This window comes from Micromonospora sp. NPDC048887, assembly GCF_040649715.1.
Lineage (GTDB): Bacteria > Actinomycetota > Actinomycetes > Mycobacteriales > Micromonosporaceae > Micromonospora.
Genome location: NZ_JBEZGA010000005.1, coordinates 157,779 through 180,465 on the forward strand (window position 1 = coordinate 157,779; position 22,687 = coordinate 180,465).

At 74.0% G+C, this 22,687-nt stretch carries 23 protein-coding genes; 11 read left to right on the forward strand and 12 right to left on the reverse strand.

The window, feature by feature from the left end; all coding sequences use genetic code 11:
• The first annotated feature begins 36 nt into the window (after window positions 1-36).
• On the forward strand, window positions 37-951 hold the full coding sequence (locus tag AB0C17_RS10530; RefSeq protein ID WP_357385002.1) for an NADP-dependent oxidoreductase: 915 nt from the start codon (window positions 37-39) through the stop codon (window positions 949-951).
• Here AB0C17_RS10530 and AB0C17_RS10535 read toward each other — a convergent pair.
• The 8 genes from AB0C17_RS10535 to AB0C17_RS10570 all read right to left on the reverse strand — a co-directional run bounded on the left by AB0C17_RS10535 (window position 933) and on the right by AB0C17_RS10570 (window position 9,041).
• Window positions 933-4,088, reverse strand: coding sequence for a DUF87 domain-containing protein (locus AB0C17_RS10535; RefSeq protein WP_357478058.1), 3,156 nt, complete (start codon window positions 4,086-4,088; stop codon window positions 933-935). The two genes, AB0C17_RS10530 and AB0C17_RS10535, sit on opposite strands and share 19 nt — an antisense overlap.
• Window positions 4,088-4,729 carry a hypothetical protein gene (locus AB0C17_RS10540; RefSeq protein ID WP_357385006.1) on the reverse strand — a complete coding sequence of 214 codons (642 nt, stop codon included), beginning with the start codon at window positions 4,727-4,729 and terminating at the stop codon, window positions 4,088-4,090. Before AB0C17_RS10540 ends, AB0C17_RS10535 begins: the two co-directional genes overlap by 1 nt.
• Entirely contained in the window at window positions 4,716-5,717 is a 1,002-nt protein-coding gene (locus AB0C17_RS10545) for a DUF559 domain-containing protein (RefSeq protein ID WP_357385008.1), read from the reverse strand. The genes AB0C17_RS10540 and AB0C17_RS10545 overlap by 14 nt, the downstream gene beginning before the upstream one ends.
• A gap of 111 nt (window positions 5,718-5,828) precedes the next feature.
• Window positions 5,829-6,623, reverse strand: coding sequence for an ABC transporter permease (locus tag AB0C17_RS10550; RefSeq protein ID WP_357478061.1), 795 nt, complete (start codon window positions 6,621-6,623; stop codon window positions 5,829-5,831).
• The gene (locus AB0C17_RS10555; protein WP_357385012.1) at window positions 6,620-7,525 is read right to left on the reverse strand and encodes an ATP-binding cassette domain-containing protein; all 906 of its coding nucleotides are present in this window, start codon (window positions 7,523-7,525) and stop codon (window positions 6,620-6,622) included. The genes AB0C17_RS10550 and AB0C17_RS10555 overlap by 4 nt, the downstream gene beginning before the upstream one ends.
• A complete protein-coding gene (locus tag AB0C17_RS10560) occupies window positions 7,522-7,893 on the reverse strand; it encodes a hypothetical protein (protein ID WP_357385014.1) in 372 nt (123 codons plus the stop codon). The genes AB0C17_RS10555 and AB0C17_RS10560 overlap by 4 nt, the downstream gene beginning before the upstream one ends.
• The gene (locus AB0C17_RS10565; RefSeq protein WP_357478064.1) at window positions 7,893-8,507 is read right to left on the reverse strand and encodes a helix-turn-helix domain-containing protein; all 615 of its coding nucleotides are present in this window, start codon (window positions 8,505-8,507) and stop codon (window positions 7,893-7,895) included. The genes AB0C17_RS10560 and AB0C17_RS10565 overlap by 1 nt, the downstream gene beginning before the upstream one ends.
• 72 nt (window positions 8,508-8,579) lie before the next feature.
• Window positions 8,580-9,041: a MarR family transcriptional regulator gene (locus AB0C17_RS10570; RefSeq protein WP_357385018.1), complete on the reverse strand. Its 462-nt coding sequence runs from the start codon at window positions 9,039-9,041 to the stop codon at window positions 8,580-8,582.
• A gap of 94 nt (window positions 9,042-9,135) precedes the next feature.
• Here AB0C17_RS10570 and AB0C17_RS10575 point away from each other — a divergent pair, with 94 nt between their 5' ends.
• A complete protein-coding gene (locus AB0C17_RS10575; RefSeq protein WP_357478067.1) occupies window positions 9,136-10,227 on the forward strand; it encodes an epoxide hydrolase family protein in 1,092 nt (363 codons plus the stop codon).
• 9 nt (window positions 10,228-10,236) lie between these two features.
• Here AB0C17_RS10575 and AB0C17_RS10580 read toward each other — a convergent pair whose 3' ends face one another.
• Entirely contained in the window at window positions 10,237-10,722 is a 486-nt protein-coding gene (locus tag AB0C17_RS10580) for a carboxymuconolactone decarboxylase family protein (protein ID WP_357385022.1), read from the reverse strand.
• 166 nt (window positions 10,723-10,888) lie between these two features.
• Between AB0C17_RS10580 and AB0C17_RS10585 the strand changes: the two genes are divergently transcribed.
• Both AB0C17_RS10585 and AB0C17_RS10590 read left to right on the forward strand, forming a co-directional pair.
• A complete protein-coding gene (locus AB0C17_RS10585) occupies window positions 10,889-11,770 on the forward strand; it encodes an RNA polymerase sigma-70 factor (protein ID WP_357478070.1) in 882 nt (293 codons plus the stop codon).
• Between the two features lie 26 nt (window positions 11,771-11,796).
• Window positions 11,797-12,090 (forward strand): hypothetical protein, encoded by a 294-nt coding sequence (locus AB0C17_RS10590; protein WP_357385026.1) that lies wholly within the window; start codon window positions 11,797-11,799, stop codon window positions 12,088-12,090.
• Window positions 12,091-12,099: 9 nt separating this feature from the next.
• Here AB0C17_RS10590 and AB0C17_RS10595 read toward each other — a convergent pair whose 3' ends face one another.
• Window positions 12,100-12,873, reverse strand: a complete 774-nt coding sequence (locus AB0C17_RS10595) for an SAM-dependent methyltransferase (protein WP_357385028.1) — start codon at window positions 12,871-12,873, stop codon at window positions 12,100-12,102.
• Between the two features lie 116 nt (window positions 12,874-12,989).
• On the opposite strand from AB0C17_RS10595, the gene AB0C17_RS10600 reads away from it, so the two are divergent.
• Window positions 12,990-13,472, forward strand: a complete 483-nt coding sequence (locus tag AB0C17_RS10600; RefSeq protein WP_357385030.1) for a hypothetical protein — start codon at window positions 12,990-12,992, stop codon at window positions 13,470-13,472.
• Here the strand turns inward: AB0C17_RS10600 and AB0C17_RS10605 are convergent.
• Entirely contained in the window at window positions 13,445-15,820 is a 2,376-nt protein-coding gene (locus AB0C17_RS10605) for a glycosyl hydrolase family 65 protein (protein WP_357468352.1), read from the reverse strand. The genes AB0C17_RS10600 and AB0C17_RS10605 overlap by 28 nt on opposite strands.
• Before the next feature lie 108 nt (window positions 15,821-15,928).
• Entirely contained in the window at window positions 15,929-16,690 is a 762-nt protein-coding gene (locus AB0C17_RS10610; protein WP_357478073.1) for an A24 family peptidase, read from the reverse strand.
• 662 nt (window positions 16,691-17,352) lie between these two features.
• Between AB0C17_RS10610 and AB0C17_RS10615 the strand changes: the two genes are divergently transcribed.
• Genes AB0C17_RS10615 through AB0C17_RS10640 form a run of 6 tightly spaced genes read left to right on the forward strand, consistent with a single transcriptional unit; the run spans window position 17,353 to window position 22,683 of the window.
• Window positions 17,353-17,814, forward strand: a complete 462-nt coding sequence (locus AB0C17_RS10615) for a hypothetical protein (RefSeq protein WP_357385312.1) — start codon at window positions 17,353-17,355, stop codon at window positions 17,812-17,814.
• The gene (locus tag AB0C17_RS10620; RefSeq protein ID WP_357385036.1) at window positions 17,808-18,761 is read left to right on the forward strand and encodes a hypothetical protein; all 954 of its coding nucleotides are present in this window, start codon (window positions 17,808-17,810) and stop codon (window positions 18,759-18,761) included. Before AB0C17_RS10615 ends, AB0C17_RS10620 begins: the two co-directional genes overlap by 7 nt.
• Complete coding sequence (locus tag AB0C17_RS10625) at window positions 18,758-19,423, forward strand: SAF domain-containing protein (RefSeq protein ID WP_357385038.1); 666 nt, start codon at window positions 18,758-18,760, stop codon at window positions 19,421-19,423. The genes AB0C17_RS10620 and AB0C17_RS10625 overlap by 4 nt, the downstream gene beginning before the upstream one ends.
• Window positions 19,423-20,256: a ParA family protein gene (locus AB0C17_RS10630; protein WP_357385040.1), complete on the forward strand. Its 834-nt coding sequence runs from the start codon at window positions 19,423-19,425 to the stop codon at window positions 20,254-20,256. Before AB0C17_RS10625 ends, AB0C17_RS10630 begins: the two co-directional genes overlap by 1 nt.
• The gene (locus AB0C17_RS10635) at window positions 20,246-21,787 is read left to right on the forward strand and encodes a CpaF/VirB11 family protein (protein WP_357478076.1); all 1,542 of its coding nucleotides are present in this window, start codon (window positions 20,246-20,248) and stop codon (window positions 21,785-21,787) included. Before AB0C17_RS10630 ends, AB0C17_RS10635 begins: the two co-directional genes overlap by 11 nt.
• Window positions 21,784-22,683, forward strand: coding sequence for a type II secretion system F family protein (locus AB0C17_RS10640; protein ID WP_357385044.1), 900 nt, complete (start codon window positions 21,784-21,786; stop codon window positions 22,681-22,683). Before AB0C17_RS10635 ends, AB0C17_RS10640 begins: the two co-directional genes overlap by 4 nt.
• Window positions 22,684-22,687 lie beyond the last annotated feature (4 nt).

Sequence of the window (22,687 nt, forward strand, 5' to 3'; positions counted from 1 at the left end):
AGCGGGAACACCCCTCACGAACAAGGAGACACAACCATGGGTACGCCCACCTTCCGCGCCGCAGTCGTCCGCACCCCGGCCGGGCCGGACTCGATCGAGATCATCGACGTCGCGCAGCGCGAGCCGGGACCCGGCGAGGTCCGGGTGGACGTCGCGGCGGCACCGGTCAACCCGGCCGACCTCGGGGTCGTCGGCGGCTTCTTCCACTCACTGGGGCTCATCAACCAGCCGCACCACACCGGACTCGGCTGGGACTTCGCCGGTGTCGTCGCCGCGACCGGTCCCGGCGTCGACCTCACCGTGGGCACCCGGGTCGCCGGGCTGGTCGGCGGGTTCGACCGCGACTTCGGCACGTATGCCGAGCAGCTCGTCGTACCCGTGTCCGACCTGGCCGTCGTACCCGATGGTCTGGATCTGGCGGCGGCGGCGACGGTGCCGCTCAACGGCCAGACCGCGGCGCAGATCGTCGACCTGCTCGGCGACGCGCCCGACGGCGGCCGGCTGCTGGTCACCGGCGCGGCCGGCGCGGTCGGCGGCTACGTCGTGCCGCTCGCCCGGGACCGGGGATGGCGGGTGACCGGCCTGGCGCGGGCCGGGGACGAGAAGTTCGTCCGCGACCTCGGCGCCGACTTCACCACCGCGGCCGAGCCCGGCTGGGACGCCGTCGCCGACGCCGCCGGGTGGCAGGAACAGGGGTTCGCGCTGGTCCGCGACGGCGGCGTGTTCGTCGGCGTCCGGCCGAACGCCCTGCCGGCCGCAGAGCGCGGAGTCACTGTGCGCGCGGTCGACGTGCGCCCCGACGGCGCACGCCTGGCCGGCCTGCTCGCCCGCACCGCTGCCGGTGAGCTGCCCGCGCGGGTGCACGCGGTGGTGCCGCTGGACCAGGTGGCGGACGCGCACCGCGCGGTGGCGGAGGGCGGGGTACGCGGGCGCTACGTGCTGCGCCCCTGACCGCCACGGGCCCGGTCCAGCACCTCCTCGACCGTGAGCGGGCTGCGCGGATGGTGGGTCAGCGACAGCGGGGTCCGGATCTTGCGGGGTGCGGCGCCCTCGGCGGCGAGGTAGAACTCGCCGACCGTCAGGCGGGAGATGTCCGGCACGTCGCCGCCCTTGGCCCGGGCCATCTCACGGGCCGCCTCGATCTGGATCGGGCTGTTCATCAGGCCGTAGAGCTGGGTCGCCGCGTTTCCCGGGATGCGGTTGTGCAGGCCCTTCGGCGCCTGGGTGGCGAAGACCAGCCCGAGCCCGTACTTGCGGGCCTGGGCGGCGAGCGCCAGCGTGCTCTGGGTGCACGCGGTCATCGCGCCGGACGGGGCGAACGTCTGCGCCTCGTCCATGATGAGCAGCCCGAGCAGCGGGCGGTCCCCGGCGGGGTTCTTCTTGATCCAGGCGAACAGGGCCATCTGGAGCTGGTTGACGAAGCTCTGCCGGACGTCGTCGGACGGCAACCCCACCAGGCTGACCACGGAGACGCGGGCCCTCCTGCCGGGCGCGGGGGTGAGGAGCACACCGGGATCCATCGGCGTGCCCTCGCCCCCGAACAGCGGATCGTTCACCATGGCGGCGGTGAGGGTCTGCGCCAGGCTCAGGCCGATCCGGTCGGCGTCGTCCAGGTCGATGAGCCCGTCCGGCAGGTCGGCGAGCGTGTCGATGAGGCCCTGCAGGCGGGAGCCGCCGCGCCGGCCGTAGTGCTCGACGGCCTTGCGCAGCACGGCCAGCCCGAGGTGCGCCCGGGTGGCCCGGCCGGTCACCATGGCGCGCGGTGCGAGCGACGCGACGGCCGCCTCGACGGCCTCGGCGAACTCGTCCGGGTCGTCGCGTACGCCGGTGAAGTCGGGCAGCGGCTGGAAACTCAGCGGGCGGCCCGAGTTGCGGCGCGGCGTCCAGACGACGACGTCGGTGTGCGCGAGGTAGTCCCGGGCCCGGTCCGCGTCGCCCGGCCGCCACTGTGGCGGTGACTCGGGCCATTCCTCGCCGAGGCGGGCGAGGTCGTTGTTGGGGTCGAGCACGATGGCGGAGACGCCCGCCAACGCGCACTCCTCGACGATGCGGCGGATGAGGACGGTCTTGCCGGAGCCGGAGCCGGCGAAGATCGTGGTGTGCTTGCGCAGCGCCTCGAGCGCCAGCGGCACCGGTTCGCCGTCGTCGTACCCGTGCCCGATGACGAAGGACGGGTCGGCCGGAGCGGTGGCGGCCGGCGTCGGCCCGGCGGGTTCCGGCGAGGGCCCGGCGTCGGCGGTCCAGCGGTCCACATCGGCCAGCGCGTGCTGGAGGAACTTCAGTTCCCGGGTCGGCTGGCGCGCGGCCAGCCAGCCCTGGAGGTCCATGGTGGCCTCGGCGAGCATGACCCGCAGCGCGGACAGGATGCGCACGTCCTCCTCGTCGACGCCGAGCGTCTGGCCGCCCGCCTCGGTGAACGCGGCGACCGCCCGGCCGGTGGCCGCACTCGCCGACCAGGCGCGGTTGCGCAGCAGGAACAGCTTCCGCCGGCCCGATCCGGTGTCGAGGGCGGCGGACACGCTCGCCTTGCGGAGCCGGGCCAGCGCGGCGTTGCCGTGGTGGTCGTCGGCGATCGCCCGGAAACACCAGTGCACCTGATCCTCGGTGCGCTCGTCGAGCGTGAGCCGCAGCCGGGCGTGCAGCGGCGGGTCGGTGCTCGGCGGCGGGTCGACGCTGAACGCCTCGCCCGCGTCGCCCCGCTCCAGGATCCAGGCGGTGAGCCCGGCCGCGAGCAGTGGCGGCATCACCTCGTCCTCGGACACGCGTCGCAGCGGCCCGGTGACGTCGGCGGCCTCCCGCAGCTCGGCGAACCGGGCGTCGTACCGGTCCATCTCCTCGCCGGTGGCGGTGACCGGGGCGGGCCGGGGCGCCCGGGGTTCGGCGGTGGGTGGCTCGCCGAGCGTGGTCATCTCCCGGACCTCGTCGTCGGCGATGCACGCGCGGATGTGCCTGTCGATCTCGATGAGCAGTTGGCGCGGGGTGAACGCGCCGGCCTCGGCGAAGGCGCGCGGGGACACCGGCCAGGACGGGTACGGAGGCACGAACCCCGCCTCCCGGTAGCGGACGGTGAACCGCTTCTCGATGATCGCCCGAGCCAGGTCGGCGTCGTCGATCCGGCGCAGTCGGGGCGCCTCGCGGAACCGGTCGGCCACGGTGTCGGCGGCGGCGGACCTGATGACGGTCCACGAGTTCGGGATGCACGCGAGAACGGTGAGCGTGCGGCGGGTCGACTGCCGCAACGCCATCAGGCCGTCCGCCATCCGGGCCAGCATCAGCGCCTGCTCCGGGCTCATCGCGGCGGCGCCGACCAGCGCCGGGTCGCTCTGGATCGCCAACTGGGCGATCAGCGTGTCGATCTGGTCGATCGCCACCACCGACGGGCCGGTGAGGGCGAGCAGCCAGGACAGGTCCTGCACGATCTGCTGGGCCGGGCGCGGGACGCGGCGCATGCCCCAGGCCGCGCGTTCCCCGGCGACCATCTCCTCACCGGAGAGGAAGTAGTTCTCCGCGACGTCGCGGTGGGCGATGTCCTCGGAGGCGCTGAGCGCCAGCGCCCGCGCCGTCTCCTGGCAGGTGCGGGCGGTGTGCCTGTCGAAGTCACCGAGCCCGTCCAGGAAGGCGTCGAGCGCCGCCTTCGTCAGTTCGGTGTCGCCCATGACGGCCCGGCGTGCCGTCCGGGGCGCCCCAACCTTCGCGGACAACCGCCGCAGCAGCAGTTTGAGCTGCGTCTCGCTGCTGCCGGGCACCGGCCGGGACAGGCCGTCGAGCATCGCGGCGAGCACACCGTCCCAGAAGCCGCCGGCGTCGAGCAGGCCGACCAGGAAGAAGTAGCCGCCGCGCTCCTGCACCTGCTGGCGGATCACGCCCAGCAGGTGGGTCTTGCCGGAGCCGCGCTGGCCCTGGACGACCAGGCCGAGCGGGCTGCCGTGCGGGTTCTGCGCGGCCTCGTCGACCCCGGCGAGAACCTCCCGCACCACTGGTACGTGCAGGCCGTCGACGTGGAAGGGCAACGGGCGCCACACGTCGTCGGGCACCGGCGCCCAGTCGAACCGCAGGGCGGCCAGCGCGTTCCGTTCCGCCTCGTTCATTACCCGCCGATCGCCAGCAGGTGATTGTCCTGCCCGCCGAGGCGAAGCGCGGCCTCGATGTCGGCCCCGGTGAGCGTCTTCTGGTTCGACTCCGGCGCGATGGTGACGCCCTCGGAGCGGCTGAGCCGGCGCAGGGCCTCGTCCAGGTCGCCGCGCGGCACGTCGGCGAAGAACGGCCGCAGCCGGCGCAGGCTCACCCAGGCGCCGGGTTCGTCGGCGAGCGCCCGGTACGCGGCGACCACCCGAGCCTCCATCGACCCGGACGGCTCAGCGGCAGGCGCGCGCACGTCGGTGAGCGCGAAGAGCTCGGCGAGCGTCGCGCAGCCGCTGCGGGCCAGGACCCGATCGCGCAGGCTCACCTGCAAGGCGGTGAGCGCCGCGCCGAGCGCGCTCGCCCCGCGCAGCGCGAAGTCCAGCTCGCTCTGCATCCGTACCCAGCCCTTGTCGTCCAGTTGCAGGGCGTACGTCGGTCCGCTCCTGCGGCTGGCGACGTAGTGCAGGCGGGTGAGCTTGTCGCGCTGCGGCTTGCGTACGACCAGGCCGTAACGGTCCCGCAGTTCGGTGCTCAGCACCTCCCGCGCCTCGGCCATGAGCACGACGAGGATCGCGCTCTCGGATGCGGTCAGGTCATCGCCGGCCATGGTGCCGTCCTTCCGCCAGGTCTCGGCGACGGGCCCGCAGACAGGTGCCGATCTGCGCGACCACGGTGCCGACGTCGTGGATTACTCGGGCGTTCGTGAAGCGCAGGACGGCGTAGCCGTCCAGTTGCAGTTGGACGTCGCGTTGCCGGTCGGCCTCGAACCGGACCGGGCGGCAGTGCTCCGGACCGTCGATCTCCACCACGCATCGCTCGTCCGGCCACAGTAGATCCAGGCGTACCGGCGCGGCCAGGCGGTGCGACTGGTAGCTCTGGTTCCATCGCCGCCCGGCCGACCAGCTCTGCGCCGCCAGCGCCGCCTCCAGGCGCTTCTCGGCGTCGCTGCCCGGATGCGGTCTACCCGCCGCCGGCGCGTGCCCGGCGGGCGGCGCGGCGGGCACGGTCGGCGGCGCGGGGAACGCCGGAAGACCGTCCAGCCCGGCCGCGCCGGCGCCGACCAGCCAGACCGCCGGACCGCCGTGCTGCACGAGCCATCCCCCACCGGCCGCGACAACGGCGGCGTCGCCGTGGACCGGCTCGACCAGCAGCACCACCTTCCGCCGACCGAACGCGCCGGCCACCAGACGCGCCAGCGCGGCGGCCCGCACACGTAGCGGGAGCGTCGTGACGCTCGGCCGCCGCCCGGTGACCGCGAAGACGGCCAGGTCGGTCAGGAACGAGCCGGGGTAGCGGTCCCGGCGCGAGCGGGCGGCGGCCGCGGCCCGTACGGCGGCGAGGCCGGAGACGTCCGGGCGGACGCCGTCAGCGGTCTCGGGCAGCCAGGCCGGGAGCAGCTCGACGGCGACCTGTTCGAGCCGGTCCAGCGCGGCGTGCACGAAGTCGGCCGGCATCGCGTACGCCGAGGCCGGGCGGTGCACGACGGCGGCCGGCTCCGCGTGGTCGTGGGCGATCGTCATGGCGACCGTGTCGGCGTGTGCGCCGGGCAGGGCGACGACGCGGTCGGTCGGCAGACCGGCGAGGACCGGCTCCATGCAGCGTCGACCCTCCCCCACCGTCGACCCCCGACGTCGGATGACCAGAGTACGAATCGTCTTCGGTCGGCGCCAGCCCTGATACGCCGGACGGCGACGAAATGGCGACGCTCAGGTGATGTCGCGGCGCATCGGGACGACCACGGCGACCGCGGCGGCGGCGAGCGCGTACCCGGTCAGCAACAACGCGCCGGCCGCCGGTGGCAGGAGCGCGACGGCGTCGCTGCCGAGCTGCGCGGACATCGCGTCGGCGACGTAGGTGAAGTCGGTGAGTGCGGCGGTGGCGCCGCCGGGCAGGAGCGGGTAGAGCGCGTTGACGCCGGGGATCATCATCAGTACGGGCTCGGCCAGGTACAGGTAGCCGACCACGACGCACACGGCAGCGACCTGGTTGCGGAGCAGCGCGCCCACGCCGGTGCCGACAAGGAGGTTCACCCCCATCGCGACGCCGATGCGGGCGAGCAGCGCCAGCACTGTGGGAGCGGGCAGGCCCAGCGACACGCCACGCGCGGCGGCGACGGTGAACAGGGCCACCGCGGCGGAGCCGGCCAGGGCGACCCCGTAGCCGAGGCCGACGATCGCGTGGGTGGCGAGTTTGGCGGCGAGCACCCGCCCTCGGCGCGGCGCGAACATGAACGTGACGGCGGCGGTGCCGTGCCGGTACTCGGACGTCGCCGCGAGGGCCCCGGCCGCGGCCGGCACGAAGGCGGTGAAACCGAGGAGGCCGAGGATGGACCGCAGGCCCTCCTCGGTGTGCAGGCCGGGCATCGGCGGGTCGAAGTTCTCCGGTCCGACGAGCGCCATGAGCCCGACCAGGCCGCCGCCGAGCGCGACGGCGGCGAGCAGCAGCCCGGTACACATGCGGGTGGCCAGCACCCGGCGAAGTTCCGCTCTGACCAGGTTCATCGGGCCTCCGCCGTGTCGGTGGTCAGGTCGAGGAAGAGCTGTTCGAGGCTTGTGGTCTCGGTGACCAGCTCGTGGATCCGCAGCCGGTGGTCCGCGGCGAGGTCGGCGACGCGCGGCGCGTCCAGTCCGCGTACCCGCAGTCGGCCGGGCCCGGCCGGTTCGACGGACCCGGTGCCCGCCGTCAGGGCGGCGGCCAGGTCGGTGGCGTCCGGCGAGGTGACGAGCACCGTCGACGGGCCGGTGAGCCGGGACCACGGCCCGGCGGCGACGAGTACGCCGCGCCGGATCACCACCACGTCGTCCACCACCTGCTGGACCTCGTGCAGGACGTGGCTGGAGACCAGCACGGTGCGGCCCTCGTCGGCGAGCCGGCGCAGCAGTCCGCGCAGCCACGACATGCCTTCCGGGTCCAGGCCGTTCGACGGTTCGTCGAGCAGCAGGACGCGCGGGTCGCCGAGCAGCGCCGTGGCGAGGCTGAGCCGTCGGCGCATGCCGGTGGAGAATTCCCGGGTGCGACGGTCGGCGGCCTGCGCGAGGCCGAGCAGGTCCAGCAGTTCCGCGACGCGGCTGTCCGGACAGCCGGCCATCGCGGCGTAGACACCCAGGTGGTCACGGGCGGTGTGGCCGGGGTGGAACGCGTTGCCGTCGAACACCGCGCCGACGGTCCGCGACGGCTGGGCCAGCCGGCCGTACGGCTGCCCGCCGATCGTGGCGGTGCCGCTGGTCGGCGTCACCAGTCCGGTCAGCATGCGCATCGTGGTGGTCTTGCCGGCGCCGTTCGGGCCGAGGAAACCGGTGACCGCGCCGGGTCGTACGGTGAAGGTCAGGTCGCGGACGGCGGTGACGTCGCCGTAGCGCTTGGTCAGGCCCGACGCCTCGATCGCCAGCCGGTCGCCGGTCATGGCCGGCCCCTCGTCGCACGCCCGATCGCCTCGGCGAGGTGCCCGGCGGCCGGATCGGAGACGACCACCTCGTCGAACTCCCCGCCGGCCGCCGCGCGGTCCAGCACCAGGTGCAGGCCGGGCTGACCACGCCGGGCCGCCACGAGCTGCCGGGGGCCGCCGAAGATGCCCCAGACACCGACCTTGGCGAAGCCGGACACTGTGTACCCGCGCCGGGCGCCACGGGCCAGCCGGATCGGCTCGTCCACCGGGACGGCGTGCCGCACGGCAGCCAGGCGCAGCGTGAATCGTTCCCGCCCGACCCACAGTCGTTCCCATCCGGTGAACCGGATGTCGATCACGTCGCCGTCAAGCGTTGTCGAGGCCATCAATCGTCGCCCTTCGTCGTGTCGGAGTCGTGCGCTGACGTGTGCGTGTGCGTGGGTGTGTCGCCGGGGGTCGCCGGGCGATCGGCGGGCATCAGGACCGTCGCGAGCAGCCGGGGGATCCGTCCGTCGCCGGGGCCTCTGGTGAGGAACGGGCCGACCAGCGCGTTGAGCCCGGCCGCGAACTCGTGCAGCTCGGCGTCGGTCAGGTGCAGGACGAGCTGCTGGTAGCCGACGCCGTCGGCGACGAAGTCGACGGAATCCCGGGCGAGGTAGCGGGAGAACTCCGACAGCAGACTCGACACGAACGCGGTGAAGTAGCGCGCGTGGTCCTCCGGCGTCGCCGTCGCCAGGGCCGCCGGGTCCAGCGCCGCGCCGTGCGCGGGCAGCGCGTACACCCGCTCGACCGCCCCGCGGACCTTGCGCTCCTGCACCACGTCGAGCATCCCGGTCTTCACGAGCGTCGCCAGGTGGCGGTAGAGGGTGGCCTGCGGGACGTCGGGCAGCAGCTCGACCAGGTCGTGCGTGGTCACCCGGGCACCGGCGACCGCGCGCAGGATCCGGATCCGCACCGGGTGCAGCGCGATCTCCGCCCACCGCTCCATCGACGTCGTCACGCCGCAGACTTTATCACTATCGAGAACGATAATGGTAGGCCGGCGAAAGAGGACGGTGCCGGAAGGCAGCCGTCAGGTGGACGGACGGGTGTGGTGGGCGAGCACCCGCGCCAGCAGCCGGGCCAGGTCCGCCCGCTCGTCCGGCGACAGCGGCGCGAGCAGCTCGTCCTGCACGGCGGCGAGTCGCTTCTCCAGCCGCCGCAGCTGCCGCCGCCCGGCTGCGGTGACGGTGACGACGTTGCGCCGCCGGTCGGCCGGGTCCGGGCTGCGGGTGACGAACTCGCGCTCGGCGAGTTCGTTCAGCGCCGCCACCACGTCGCTGACATGGATGCCGCTGCGCCGGCCGAGCGCCGCCTGGCTGGCCGGCCCGAACTCGTCGAGCGTGGCGAGCAGCCGGAAGTGGTAGCCCCGGGCGTCGGCAGCCGCGAGGCCGTCGGCGACCAGCCGGCCGGCGCGTACGGCGGTCTGGGTGATCAGCCAGCTCGGCAGGCCGGCCAGGCGTGTCGGCACGAGGTCCGGCTCCGGGTTCTCCACGCGCCCAGCCTATCCGAAACCGTTGGCGTCCCCAACGATCTACGTTACCGTTAGTCATACAAACGTTAGTGCCACCAACGGAAAGGCGGAAGCCGTGATCGAGCCGTTTCGCGTCCACGTCCCGCAGGCCGACCTCGACGACCTGGCCGACCGCCTGGCCCGCACCCGCTGGCCCGACGAGCTACCAGACGCAGGATGGGACTACGGCATCCCGCTGGCCCGCGTACGGGAGCTTGCCGAGCACTGGCGCACCGCGTACGACTGGCGGGCGGCCGAGGCCGAGCTGAACCGGTACCCGCAGTTCACCACCACCATCGACGGGCAGAACATCCACTTCCTGCACGTACGCTCCACCGCCCCGGACGCGCTGCCGCTGCTCCTCACGCACGGCTGGCCCGGCTCGGTCGTGGAGTTCCTCGACGTGCTCGGCCCGCTGTCCGAGCAGTTCCACCTGGTCGTACCGTCGATCCCCGGGTTCGGCTTCTCCGGGCCGACCCGGGAACGCGGCTGGGACGTCGACCGCGTCGCCCGCGCCTGGGCCGAGCTGATGCGCCGGCTCGGCTACCGGCGGTACGGCGCACAGGGCGGTGACTGGGGTTCGGTCATCTCCACCCGGCTCGGCGGCATCGACGCGGAGCACGTCGTCGGCGTCCACCTCAACTACCTGCCCACGCCCCCGCCACCGGGCTGGACCGGCGAGGCCGGACTGTCCAGCGAGGACCGGGACCGGCTGGCCCGGATCATGCGGCTCAAGACGCAGCGGCACCCCCACCAGGTGCTCTACGCCAGCCGTCCGCAGACCGTGTCGTACGCGCTGCACGACTCACCCGCCGGGCAGCTCGCGTGGATCGCCGAGAAGTTCACCGAGTGGACCGACCCGGGGTCGGCCGTCAGCGTGGATCGCGTCCTCACCGACGTCTCGGTCTACTGGCTCACCGGCACCGCCGCCTCGTCCGCGCGGCTGGTGCGGGAGAGCGCGTTCGGTGGCCCGCCCGCACCCTGCCCGCCCCCGCTCGGGGTGGCCGTGTTCGCGCACGACATCACCCGGCCGGTACGCCCGATCGCCGAGCTGACGTACACGATCCGGCAGTGGAGCGAGTTCGACAGGGGCGGTCACTTCGCCGCCCTGGAGGTGCCGGAGCTGTTCGTCGACGACGTCCGGTCGTTCTTCTGGAACCTGCGGTGACGGCCGCGCTCAGCTCAGGGCCGCCGCGAACATCCCCGGCTCGTACGAGCCGCCGCGCTGGTGCACGAGCACCGCGAACCGGTTCGCCGCGTTGATCAGCCCGAGCAGGCACACGAGCGCGGCGATCTGGTCGTCGTCGTAGTGCTTGCGTACCCGCTCCCACGTCTCGTCGGACACGCCCTGGTGGGCGTCGGCGAGCCGGGTGCCCTCCTCGGCGAACGCCAGCGCCGCGCACTCGGCCTCGGTGAAGACCGTCGACTCACGCCAGGCGGCGACCAGGTTCAGCCGGACCGCACTCTCGCCCCCGGCCACCGCCTCCTTGGTGTGCATGTCGATGCACCAGCCGCAGCCGTTGATCTGGCTGGCCCGCAGCGACACCAACTCCTGGACGGTGCGGGGCAGCGACGACTGGTGGATCACCAGGCCCGCGCCGGCGAAGCGCTTCATGAACGTCGCCGAGACCGGGTTGTCGAACAGGTTGAATCGGGTCTGCATGGTGGCGCCCTCTCTGCTGGGGTGGTGTCTGACGACCACGAGATGCCGGGGACGCGTCCGGCGTGACGGCGTCGCCGGGTGAGGACCGCCACAGCGACCCGGTGTCACACGGCGGCGGCGGGCGGCGTCTGGTGGGGAACGGACCCGAGCGGCGAAGGAGTCAGTCATGGCGGACCCGGCCACCGAGGACTTCCTCGCGCACCGGAACCTGCTCTTCACCGTCGCGTACGAGATGCTCGGCTCGGCCGCCGACGCGGAGGACGTGGTGCAGGAGACCTGGCTGCGGTGGGCCGGGGTCGACCTCGGCGCGGTCCGGGACCGGCGCGCGTACCTGGTGCGCATCACCACCCGGCAGGCGCTGTCCCGGCTGCGCACGCTCGGGCGGCGCAAGGAGTCGTACGTCGGGTCGTGGCTGCCCGAACCGCTGCTCACCGCGCCCGACGTGGCGGACGACGTGACGCTGGCCGAGAGCGTGTCGATGGCGATGCTGCTGGTGCTGGAGACACTGACGCCGACCGAGCGGGCCGTGTTCGTGCTGCGCGAGGTGTTCGACGTCGGCTACGACGAGATCGCCGAGACCGTCGAACGGAACCCGGCCACGGTGCGGCAGATCGCGCACCGGGCGCGGGTCCACGTCGCGGCACGCCGCCCCCGGCGTACCGTCTCGGCGGCCGAGGCCCGCGACGCGCTCGACGCGTTCCGGCGGGCGGTCGAGACCGGCGACCTGGACGGGCTGCTCCGCGTTCTGGCCGACGACGCGGTGCTGGTGGGCGACGGCGGCGGGATCAAGCAGGCGATCGTTCGGCCGATCAGCGGCGGCGACAAGGTGGCCCGCCTGCTCGCGGGTGGGTGGCGCCGCGTCGCCGCCGTCGCGTCGATGGAACCGGCGCAGGTGAACGGCTACCCGGCGCTGCTGGTACGCCTCGACGGTGAGCTGGACACCGTCGTCGCGGTACGCCTCGACGACGGCCGCATCAGCGGCCTCTACGCGGTGCGCAACCCGGAGAAGCTGTCCCACATGACCCGCGAGACGACGCTGCGCCGCTGAGCCGGCGATCGTGCGACGATCGGGCGATGAGCAGCGCCGCCCCACCCGACGTCAGCGCCCTCGCCGTCAACGTGACGGTGCCCGAGGAGCTGCGCTGGACCGACACCCGGCGCGGCGAGGAGTTCACGCTGACCACGCTCAACATCAGGCTGCTGCCGGACGGGCGCCTGGCCGCGAAGGCGTACGGCCGGCCCACCGCCGGCGGCCGGGGCGCGTACGTCTCGTTCCGGGTGCCCGACCGGCCCGAGCTGGCCGCGCTTGTGGCGGCGGCGGCCGACCGGGCCGTCGCGCTCTGGGGCGCGCACGGCGGCCTGGGCTGACCGCGCGGCTCAGCGGCGGAGGCCGACCCCGCCGTAGCCGTGCGACACCGCTGCCTGCGGTTCCCCGTCGGGCCGCCAGTCCGCCACCTTGACCAGGCCCGGCTCGACCAACTCGTAGCCGTCGAGGAAGCGGGCCACCTCGTCGCGGGTGCGGGGCACGAGCGGGGAACTGCTGCGGCGGTAGATCGCCGTGCCCTGCTCGGTGGGCAGCGTCGGCAGGCCGTCCAGGGTGAGGTGGGACAGCGCGAGCACGCTGCCCGGGACTGTCGCGTCGCGCAGCGTCGCCACCGCCGCGTACGGGTCGTCGGCGTCGGGCACGAAGTGCAGCACCGCGAGCAGCAGCACCGCCACCGGCTCGGACAGGTCGATGGTGGCCCGCAGCGCCGGGTCGGCCAGCAGCTCGGCGGGACGCCGCAGGTCGCCCTGGAGCACGACAGTGCGGCCGTCGGCAGGCAGCAGCCGCCGGGCGTACGCGACGGCGACCTCGTCGTGGTCGACATAGACCACCCGGGCGTCGGGGCGGACCGTGCGGACCACCTCGTGCACGTTGCCCTGGGTGGGCAGGCCGGCACCGATGTCGAGGAACTGGCGTACGCCCTGCTCGGCGGCCCAGCGCACGACCCGGCGCAGGAACGCGCGGTTGCTCTGCGCGGCGGCGCCGGTGTCCGGGAAGATCTTCAGGATCTCCTCGGCGGCGGCGCGGTCGGCGGCGAAGTTGTGGCAGCCGCCGAGGTAGTAGTCGTACATCCGGGCGACATTGGGTCGGTTCTCAGCCTCCGTCACGCCTCGATGTCTAGCACTCTGCGCGACACACCGCTGACCCGTCGTGTCGGTGATCCGGTTGATCCCGCCCCCCACCTGGTACGACGGTGGGAATACACCGTCGCGAGGAGGTACCGATGACAGGTGGACGGGAGACAGTGGAGGTCGAGCCGGCGGTGTTCCGCGCCGTCTACGACTCGCCCGCGTCGCTGCCCGGGCGGCACCGGTGGACCACCCCGGAGGCGGACGTACGGCGGCTGGAGAAGCTGCTGAACATGCCGGCGCGCAGCATCGGCGCACCGCTGTGGGTCAGCGGCGACGACCCGGACTGCCCGAAGTGCGGCCGGCGGGTCACCTGGTACGACATCGTCGCGTCCGCGCTGCACGGCGTGCACGACCACACGATGATCGCGCGGGTGATCCTCGGCGACCGCAAGTACGTGAACACCGAGGTGCCGGACGCGATCCCCGGAGTCCACTGTGCCGACTGCCGCACCCCGATCACCGGGCTGCGCAGCTTCAAGTGCCACAACTGGGCGTACGCGTTCGAGGCGCTGGAAGAGGTCGTCGCCCGGATGTCCGGCCTGCCACCTCAGTCGTCGCCGCCGGCCGCCTCCTGAGCGCGCCGTTCCGGACGGCGGCCGGGCGGGGCCTGCGGCTCGGGGCCGGGGTCGGGCACCGGCGGCATCGGCCGGGTGACCGGCCCGTCGCCGGTGACCCGGAGCTGTTCGCCGTGGTGCCACAGCTCCACCGCGTCGCCCGGCCCGGCGTCCGGCAGCTCGTAGCGGGCCTCCCGCTCGGTGAGCGTGACCCGCAGCCGCTGCCCGTGCCGGCGCAGGTGGAACGCGAGCCGGCTGATCGGCCCTGGTAGCCGCGGCTCGAAGGAGAGCACGCCCCGGTCGTCGCGCAGCCCGCCGAAGCCCTGCGCCACCACCAGCCACGCGCCGGCCAGCGACGCCAGGTGCAGCCCGTCGGCGGTCTTGTCGCCGAGGTCCGCGAGGTCCTGCAACGCCGTCTCGGCGAACAGGTCGTACGCCAGGTCGAGATGCCCGACCTCGGCGGCGAGGATCGCCTGCGCGGACGCCGACAGCGACGAGTCCCGGACGGTCCGCGCCTCGTAGTAGGCGACGTTGCGCGTCTTCTCCTCGGCCGTGAACTCCCCCGGGCAGCGCAGCATGGCCAGCACCAGGTCGGCCTGCTTGACCACCTGCTTGCGGTACAGCTCCAGGTAGGGGAAGTGCAGCAGCAGCGGGTAGTCGTCCTCGCCGGTGCCGGCGAAGTCCCACTCCGGCTGCGCGGTGAAACCGGCCGACTGCTCGTGCACGCCGCGCTTGCCGTCGTACGGGACGAACATGGCGTCGGCGGCGGCCCGCCAGGCGGTCACCTCGGCGGCGTCGACACCGAGCCGCGCGGCCACCTCGGGGCAGTCCTCCGCCGTGTCGGCCGCGCCGCGCAGGTTGCGCCGGGCCATCAGGTTGGTGAAGACGTTGTCGTCGACCAGCGCGGAGTACTCGTCCGGGCCGGTGACGCCGGTCAGGTGGAACGCGCCGCCGTCGTCGAAGTGGCCGTATCCGTGCCACAGCCGGGCGGTCTCGATCAGCACCTCGGCACCGCACTCGGCGAGGAAGGCGGTGTCGCCGGTGGCCGAGACGTACCGCAGCACCGCGTCGGCGATGTCCGCGTTGACGTGCAGACCCGCGCTGCCGGCCGGCCAGTAGCCGGAGCACTCCCGGCCGCTGAGCGTCCGCCACGGGTAGGTGGCGCCGGTCAGGCGCAGCTCGGCCGCGCGCTCGCGGGCCTCCGGCAGGTGGGCGTGCCGCCAGCGCAGCGCCGAGCGGGCCAGTTCCGGCGCCAGGTACGTCAGCACCGGCAGCACGTAGCCCTCGGTGTCCCAGAGCACGTGCCCGTCGTAGCCGTTGCCGGTCAGCCCCTTGGCCGGGATGGTCCGGTCGCCGTCGGCGCGGCCGGACTGGAGCAGGTGGAACACCGAGAACCGCACCGCGAGTTGCAGCTCCGGGTCGCCGTCCAGTTCCACGTCGGCGGTGGCCCACGCCGCGTCGAGCGCGGCGCGCTGCTCGGCGAGCAGGGCGTCGAATCCGTCGTCCCGGGCCGCGCCCGCCTCCGCGACGACCAGGTCGGCCAGCTCACCGGCCGGGATGCCGTCGACGTCGGCGCACTCGTACGCGGCGAACCGGGTGACCCGGATGCGCTCGCCGGGGCGTACCGGGCCGGTGAGCGCCAGCCGGAACCGGTCGGCGGTCAGCTCGGTGCCGGTGGCGACCTCGCCGGGCGCCTCGATCCGGTGCGCGACGGCGACGGCGACCCGCTGGCCGCTGCGCCCGGTCCGGTGCACGAGCACGCCGTCGAGACCGTCTTCGCGGCGGAGTTCGCCGGTGAGCGGATCGTGGATCACGGAGGCGGCCCGGGGGTCGTCGGCGCGTTCCGGCACCCGCTGGTTGGCGAGCAGGTCGGCACCGGCCCGCAGCCGGACCGGCCCGTCCAGCGGCTCCGCCGTCCAGTCGAGCGCGGCGACCGGGCGGCGGGTCAGCGAGACCAGGCGGGTGCTGCGGATCCGCACGCCCCGGCCGCCCGGCGAGACCCACTCGGTCTCCCGGCGCACCACCCCGGCACGCAGGTCCAGCTCCTGGTGGTGCCGCCGGATCGTGCCGGTGCCCAGGTCCAGCGGCTCGTCGTCGACCCAGAGCCGGATCAGTGCGGCGTTCGGCGCGCTGATCACGGTGTCGCTGAGTTCCGGGAACGCGTATCCGCTCTCCGGGTAGCTCAGCTCGTGCTGCTCGTGGAACCCGTTGAGGTAGCTGCCGGGCATGCCGCAGGGCTCGCCCTCGTCGAGGGTCCCGCGCCAGCCCACCCAGCCGTTCGCGAGCGCGAAGACGGACTCGGTCTCACCCAGCCGGTCCAGGTCGTCGCTGGTGCGCCGGATCCGCCAACCGTCGTCGCCGTGCGACACGTGCCCTCCCGAGTCCGAAGCCTGGACCGCCACCGAACCAGACCCGGCTGGGAGGTGGCTGGGACTCCGATACCCGTGGCGAACCCGCCCGCACCCGCGGGTGGCCGATCACACGGTGACGAGCACCATCGCGGCGGCGGTGCCGAGCACCAGGAACGGCCCGAACGGCAGGTGCCCGGACCAGCGGACCCGCCGGGCGGCGAGCAGCACCACCCCGGCCAGCCCGGCCAGGGCGAGCGCGAACACCAGCCCGGTCACCAGCGCCGGCCAGCCGTACCAGCCGAGCAGCGCGCCCGCGCCGAGCGCCAGCTTGGCGTCGCCGAGGCCGAAGCCGCGCCGCCCGAACAGCAGCGTGGTCGCGGCGAAGCCGCCGGCCAGCGCCAGACCGGCCAGGACGGCGCGTACCCACGGGCCCGCTCCCGGACCGGTCAGCGCGGCCACCCCGAGCAGTGCCCACACGCCTGCGGCGGACGGCCAGGTGAGCCGGTCGGGCAGGCGGTGCGCCATCGCGTCCACGATCGTCATCGGCACCGCCCAGACCAGCCACCACGCCAGCGCCAGCCGCGCGGCGGGCGCACCGCCGGCGAACAGCGGCACCGCCACCGCGAACAGCAGCGCCACCTCCACCACCGCGGGCGGCGCGCCGACCCGGGCCCGGCAGCCGGGGCAGCGGGCGGCGGGCCCGAGCGCCGGCAGCGGCCGGTCCAGCCCGATCGGGGCGCCGCAGCCGTCGCACGCCGTCCGGTCCGGACACCCCTGCGGTACGGAGTAGCGCGCCACCGCCAGCCGGAGCAGGGGTACGACGGCGAGGGCGGCCGGGAGCCCGGCGTCGACCACCGATCCGGTACACCGCACCCGCTCCGCCGTCATGCCGGCCCTCCCGTTCGATCGCCGTGCGTTCCATCACCGAGTACGCAGAGTGATTCTGGTTCATCTTGCGATGTGACGGTTGCACGCCACACGTGCACCTGACGCGACGCGCCGGAGACCGCGCCGAGCCGGGGCAGGCGCCGGGCGGATCGGCGGGACGGATCGGACGAGCGGCACCCTCCCCACCCATACCGGCGGCTCGTCACCACCGCCGCGGCGTGTACGGGCGAGCACACGCCATCCGGCTCGAAGCCCCGCCGGAGCCCACTCGTCATCGTGGTGACACACACCGACCACCACCTCCCGTCTTCACTCACCGTGTTCACGTGAATTACCTCTGTTGCATCGGCGGACGTGAGCCTATGCTCGCCCCTTGGGTACGACGCAACCCCCGATCAATTGGCGTCGTAGGCACCAGGCACCGAATCCGCAGTGATCAGTACAGGTAAATACCAGTGGTGGCGACGGGGGCCCGGAGTGACAGTTCCGGGCGCGCTTCCGCATGCCCGGAGCAGGTCGGCGTGATCGCCCCGGGCCGGCACCGAGGAGGATCGGCGTTGCGCACACGGCACTCCCGCCGATGGAAAATCTTCCTGCTCAGCCTCACGCTGACGGTCGGTTCGGCCGGCTGCGGCACCGAGCCGGAGGCGGCCACCGGGCCCCTGGCCGGCCGTGCCGCCGCCCCCGCCACCCATTCCAGCGCCGAGGAGAACGCGGCCGGAAAAGCGGCTCTGACCGCATATTCCGGCTATCTCGACGCGTCCCGGGCGGCCAGTGCGCGCAGCGATCCGTCCCATCCCGCTCTGACCCGATTTCTGGCTGACCCGCTGCTGACCCGGGTGCGAATGGCGATTCTCGACGCGAAGGAGCACGGCGCGATGCGTACCGGGAAACTGCTCTCCGACCCCGAGGTCGTCTCGGTCGACCTGGCCGCCCGCCCACCCACCGTCGAGATCCAGGACTGCCTGGACTCGAGCGGCTACCGACTCGTCTACGCCAAGGACCGCAAGGCCGTACCGGGCACCCGCGGCGGGCGCTACCTGGCCACCGCCACGGCGGTCCGCTTCCCGGACGGCCGGTGGCTGATCAACGGCGGCAGCGCACACCAGGACCAGCCGTGTTGACCTGGGGAGGAAGGGGTGTCCCGGCCCGGCCGACCCGGGCCGGGACGTCCCGCCGGCTGCTGCTCGCCGCCGGCCTGGCCGCGTTGCTGACGCTCGCCGGCGCACCCGTGCGCGCCGCCGACCCGGGCGGTTCGTGCCCGCCGGAGCAGACCGACTGCGACGTCTGGGACGACGACCCCGGCACCCCGGGCGGGCCGGGTGGCCCCGGTGGCGGCGGGGACAACGGCGGCGGGGGCGGCAACGGCGGCGGCACCGCGAAGTGCCAGTGGAACGGCCGCGCCATCCCCTGCTACAACGAGGCGCTCGGCTGGTTCAACAACGCCGACGGCTGCTACTACAAGCTCGCCGAGCCGCAGGACGAGGCGCCTCCCGGCAAGCAGTGGTACCAACTGACCTGCAACGGCGGCGACACGGGCAGCATGCGCCAGGCACTCCTGGACGCCCCGCCGCCCGGCTACGGCACGCCGCCGGACCCGGAGGAACTGGCCCGCCGCGCGCTGGCGTCGATCTCGCTGCTCCCGCCACGCGCCTCGGTCGCGCCCCGGCGCAGCCAGGGACCGGGCCTGGTCGGGCTGCCGGTCTGGATGTGGGCCAGCCCGGGTGCCTCGTACTTCGGGCCGCTGTCCGCCTCCGCCTCCGACCGGGGGCTGACCGTGGAGATCACCGCCAGGGTGGACCGGATCGTCTGGCACATGTCCGACGACATCGACGTCACCTGCCACGGGCCGGGCACGCCGTACCGGGCCGACGGGCCGAACGCCGGCTCCGCCTCACCCGACTGCGGCCTCGACCAGGGCTATCCGAAGGCGGGCACCTACCGGGTCAGCGCCACCACGTTCTGGACCGTCGAGTGGTCCGGCGGCGGGGAGAGCGGCGTGATCGCCCAGAGCCGGTCCAGCGGCGTCATCCCGGTACAGATCAACGAGCTTCAGGTGGTGACCCGATGAGTGTGGTGGCAGCCCGTAACGGATCCCCGGTGGAGGCGCCGGTCGCCCCGCCGAAGGTGGTCCGGCAACGACGCGTCCGGCCCGGCCTGCTCGGCCTGGCGGTCCTGCTGATCGCCCTCGGCGGGCTGGGCGCGGCGTTCGCCGTCACGTCGGTCCGCTCCACCGGCACGTACCTGGCCGTGGCCCGGCCGGTCGACGTGGGACGGCAACTGACCGCCGACGACCTGGTGCCGGTACGCGTCTCCGGCGGCCGCGAACTCCGGCCCGTACCCGCCGACCGGATGGACGAGGTGCTGGGACTGCGGGCGGCCGTCCGGCTCACCCCGGGCACGCTGCTCACGGCGGCGCAGCTCACCGAGGCCCCGCTGCTCGGCCCCGGTCAGCAGCAGATCGCGCTGGGGCTCAAACCCAAGCAGGTGCCGGCCCGCAAGCTGCACCCCGGCGACAAGGTCCTGCTGGTCAGCACGCCGAGCAGAAGCACCAACAGCACCGACGCCGCGCGCGGCGGCGGGACCCGGTTCGAGGGCACGGTGATCGACAGCGTCACGCCGCAGAGCGGCGACGTGGTGGTCTACCTGGCGCTGACCGTACGGGACGTGCCGGCGGTCGTGGCGCTCGCCGCCGACGACCGGATCGCGCTCGTCCTCACCGAGGCGGCCTGATGGCGATCATCGCCCTGGTCTCGGCGAAGGGCTCGCCGGGCGTCACCACGGCGGCACTCGCCGCCGCGCTGAGCTGGCACCGGCGGCTCGTGCTGGCCGAGTGCGACCCGGCGGGCGGCTCGATCCTCGCCGGTTACCTCGGCGGGGCGCTGGACGGCCCGCGCGGCATCGGCGAACTCGCCGTGGGCGAGCTGCGCGACGGCAGCCTGGAGCGCGCGTTCTGGTCCCAGCTGGTCGACCTGGACGCGCCGCGCCGCGAGCGGCTGCTGCTGCCGGGCGTGGTGGACCCGGCCCAGGCCGGCAGCGTCATCCCGCTCTGGCAGCGCTTCGCCGACTACTTCGTCGGGCTGGAACGGGGCGAACCGCCGTACGACGTGCTCGTCGACTGCGGCCGGCTGGCGGTCGGCGGTCCACCGTGGCCGCTGCTGCGGGCCGCCGCGGTGGTGCTGCTGGTCACCCGCGCGCACCTGCCCGACCTCTCCGCCACCCAGGCCACCGCCCGCGCGATCGAGCGGGACCTCACCGAGCACCGCGTACCGCCCGGCACGCTGCGGCTGCTTGTGGTCGGCGACGGGCACGGCACCAGCGAGATCAGCAAGGTGCTGCGGCTACCGGTGATCGCCCGCCTGCCGCACGACCCGCGTACCGCCGAGGTGCTCGGCCACGGCGGCACCGTACGGGCGAACCGGCCGCTGATGCGCGCGGCCGGCGCCCTTGAGGTGCCCGTCCGGGCGCTGCTGGACCGGCGGCGGGCCCGGCTCGCCTGGCCCGGGGCGACCTCACCGCGCGCGGTGACCGCGTCGAGTGCGCCGGGGGTGCCCGGTGCGGTTTGAGCCGGTCTCCCACGACCCACGCGGACAGCAGCCGGGCGTCCTCTCCACGGTCCCGCCGCTCGCCCCGCCGAACGGCCGGCACCACGTCCCCGGTCCGGCACCGGCCGCGGCGCCGGCGCCACCGCCGCGCCCCCGGGTCGACTTCGCCGTGGTCCGCGAACTGCGCCGGGAACTGAGCGAACGGCTCACCCACTGGCAGCGCGGACGCGAGTTCGACGCCGACGCCGAGGAGGTCGAGCGCGCCCGGCTGGCGGTCGCCGTGGTCTCCGCGTACGCCGACTCGGTACGCCGGTCCGGCACGCCGATGGCCGCGGACGAGGAACGGCTGCTGCTCGACCAGGTGACCGCCGAACTCGTCGGGCTGGGCCGGCTCCAGACGCTGCTCGTCGACGACAGCATCGAGGAGGTGCACATCCTCGGCTGCGACCAGGTACGCGTCACCCGGCACGGCGGCGGCGTCGACTGGGCCGAGCCGATCGCCGAGACCGACGACGAGCTGGTGGAGATCCTCCAGGCGGCGGCCCGCCGCGCGGGTGCCACCGAGCGGTCCCTGTCCACCTCGAAGCCCACGCTCGACCTGCAACTACCGGACGGCAGCCGGCTCGCCGCCGTGTTCCTGGTCAGCCACCGCCCGTACGCGGTGATCCGCAAGCACAACACGCTCGAAGTCAGCCTGGAGGACATCACGGGCGCCCGGCCGGACCTGGACGAGATGATCGATCCGCTGCTGCGCGACTTCCTCCGCGCGTCCATGCGCGCCGGGCTGAACATCATGGTCGCCGGGCTCGCCGGGGCCGGGAAGACCACGATCATCCGCGCGCTGATGGACGAGATCCCGGCCGACGAGCCGTACGTGCTGCTGGAGGAGAGCCGGGAACTGCTGCCCGCCCGGCGCGGGCATAAGCACCGGGCGGTGATGAGCTTCGAGTCCCGGGAGGGGCACGGCGAGCGCGGCGCGGACGGGCGGCCGGCGGGTGAGGTGAGCATCGCCGACCTGATCCCGGTGTCGCTGCGCATGGGCGTGCTGCGGATCATCGTCGGCGAGGTGCGGTCCCGGGAGATCGTGCCGATGCTCCAGGCGATGACCACCAGCCGCGGGTCGATGTGCACCATCCACGCGCGTACCCCCTCGGGAGTGAGCGAACGCATCATCGAGCTGGCGCTGTCGCACGGCCGGGAGATGACAGTCGACCAGGCCCGCCGCATGGCGGGCAATGCGCTCGACCTGATCGTCTACGTCACGGTCGAGGACGAGACCGCCATCGGCGGGCGTAAGTACCGGTTCGTCTCACACGTCGAGGAGGTCATCGGCGTCGGCGAGGGCAACCGGATCACCACGACGACCGTCTTCGGTCCCGGGCCGGACGGCCGCGCGGTCCCCCGCCACCTGCCCGAACGCATCCGCGACCAGCTGCTGCGCGTCGGCTACGACGCCCGCCTGCTCACCCGGTTCGTCGAGGCCGGCGTGGGCGCGTGGCGGCGGCCCCGGCACACCCGCCTCGGCGCGCGGCCGAACGGGGGCCGGGCGTGACACAGATCGAACTGATCGCCCTGGTCTCCGGTGCCGCGTGCGTGGCCGGGCTGGTGCTGACCGTGGTGGCACTGGTCGGCACCCGCCGTCCACCCGGCCCGGCACCGGGCGCCCGGCCGGGCCTGAGCCGGCTCTGGACCGGGTCCGGCGCGAGCCGCGCCGACCAGCGCCGCTACCAGTTCCTGCTCGGCGCCGCAGTGGTGGCCGGGGCGTTGGCGTTCCTGCTCACCGGGCTGCCGGTGGTCGGCCTGCTGGTGGCGCTCGCGGTGCCGGGCGTGCCGTGGCTGTTCGCCGTCGGCCGGGCCGAGCAGCGGGCCATCGCGCGGGTCGAAGCCGTAGGCGAGTGGACCCGGCGACTCAAGGACATCTCCGCCACCGGTCAGGGCCTCCAGCAGGCGATCATCGGCACCATCGCCACCGCGCCGGAGGAGATCCAGGAGGAGGTACGCACGCTCGCCGCCCGCCTCCAGGCCGGCTGGCTGGCCCGCTCCGCGCTGCTCGCCTTCGCCGACGAGATCGCCGACCCGGTCGCCGACCAGGTGGTGGCCGCGCTGATCCTGCACCTCACCGATCGGGGGGAGCGCCTCGGCGACGTGCTCGGGTCGATCGCCACCGCCGCCTCGGCCGAGGTGACGACCCGGCGCGAGGTCGAGGCGAAGCGCACCCAGCCCCGGTTCGCGGTCCGCTTCCTCACCGGCATGACGCTGGCGACCCTGGCGTACGGGCTGGTGAACAGCGACTACATCCGTCCCTACGGCACGGTGACCGGCCAGCTCGTGATGGCGGTCCTCGGTGCCGCGTTCGTCGGCCTGCTGGTCTGGGTGCGCTCGATGAGCCAGCCGCCCCGGCCGGCGCGCTTCCTGCCGGCGCCCGACCTGGAGGAGGCGATCGCGTGAGCGC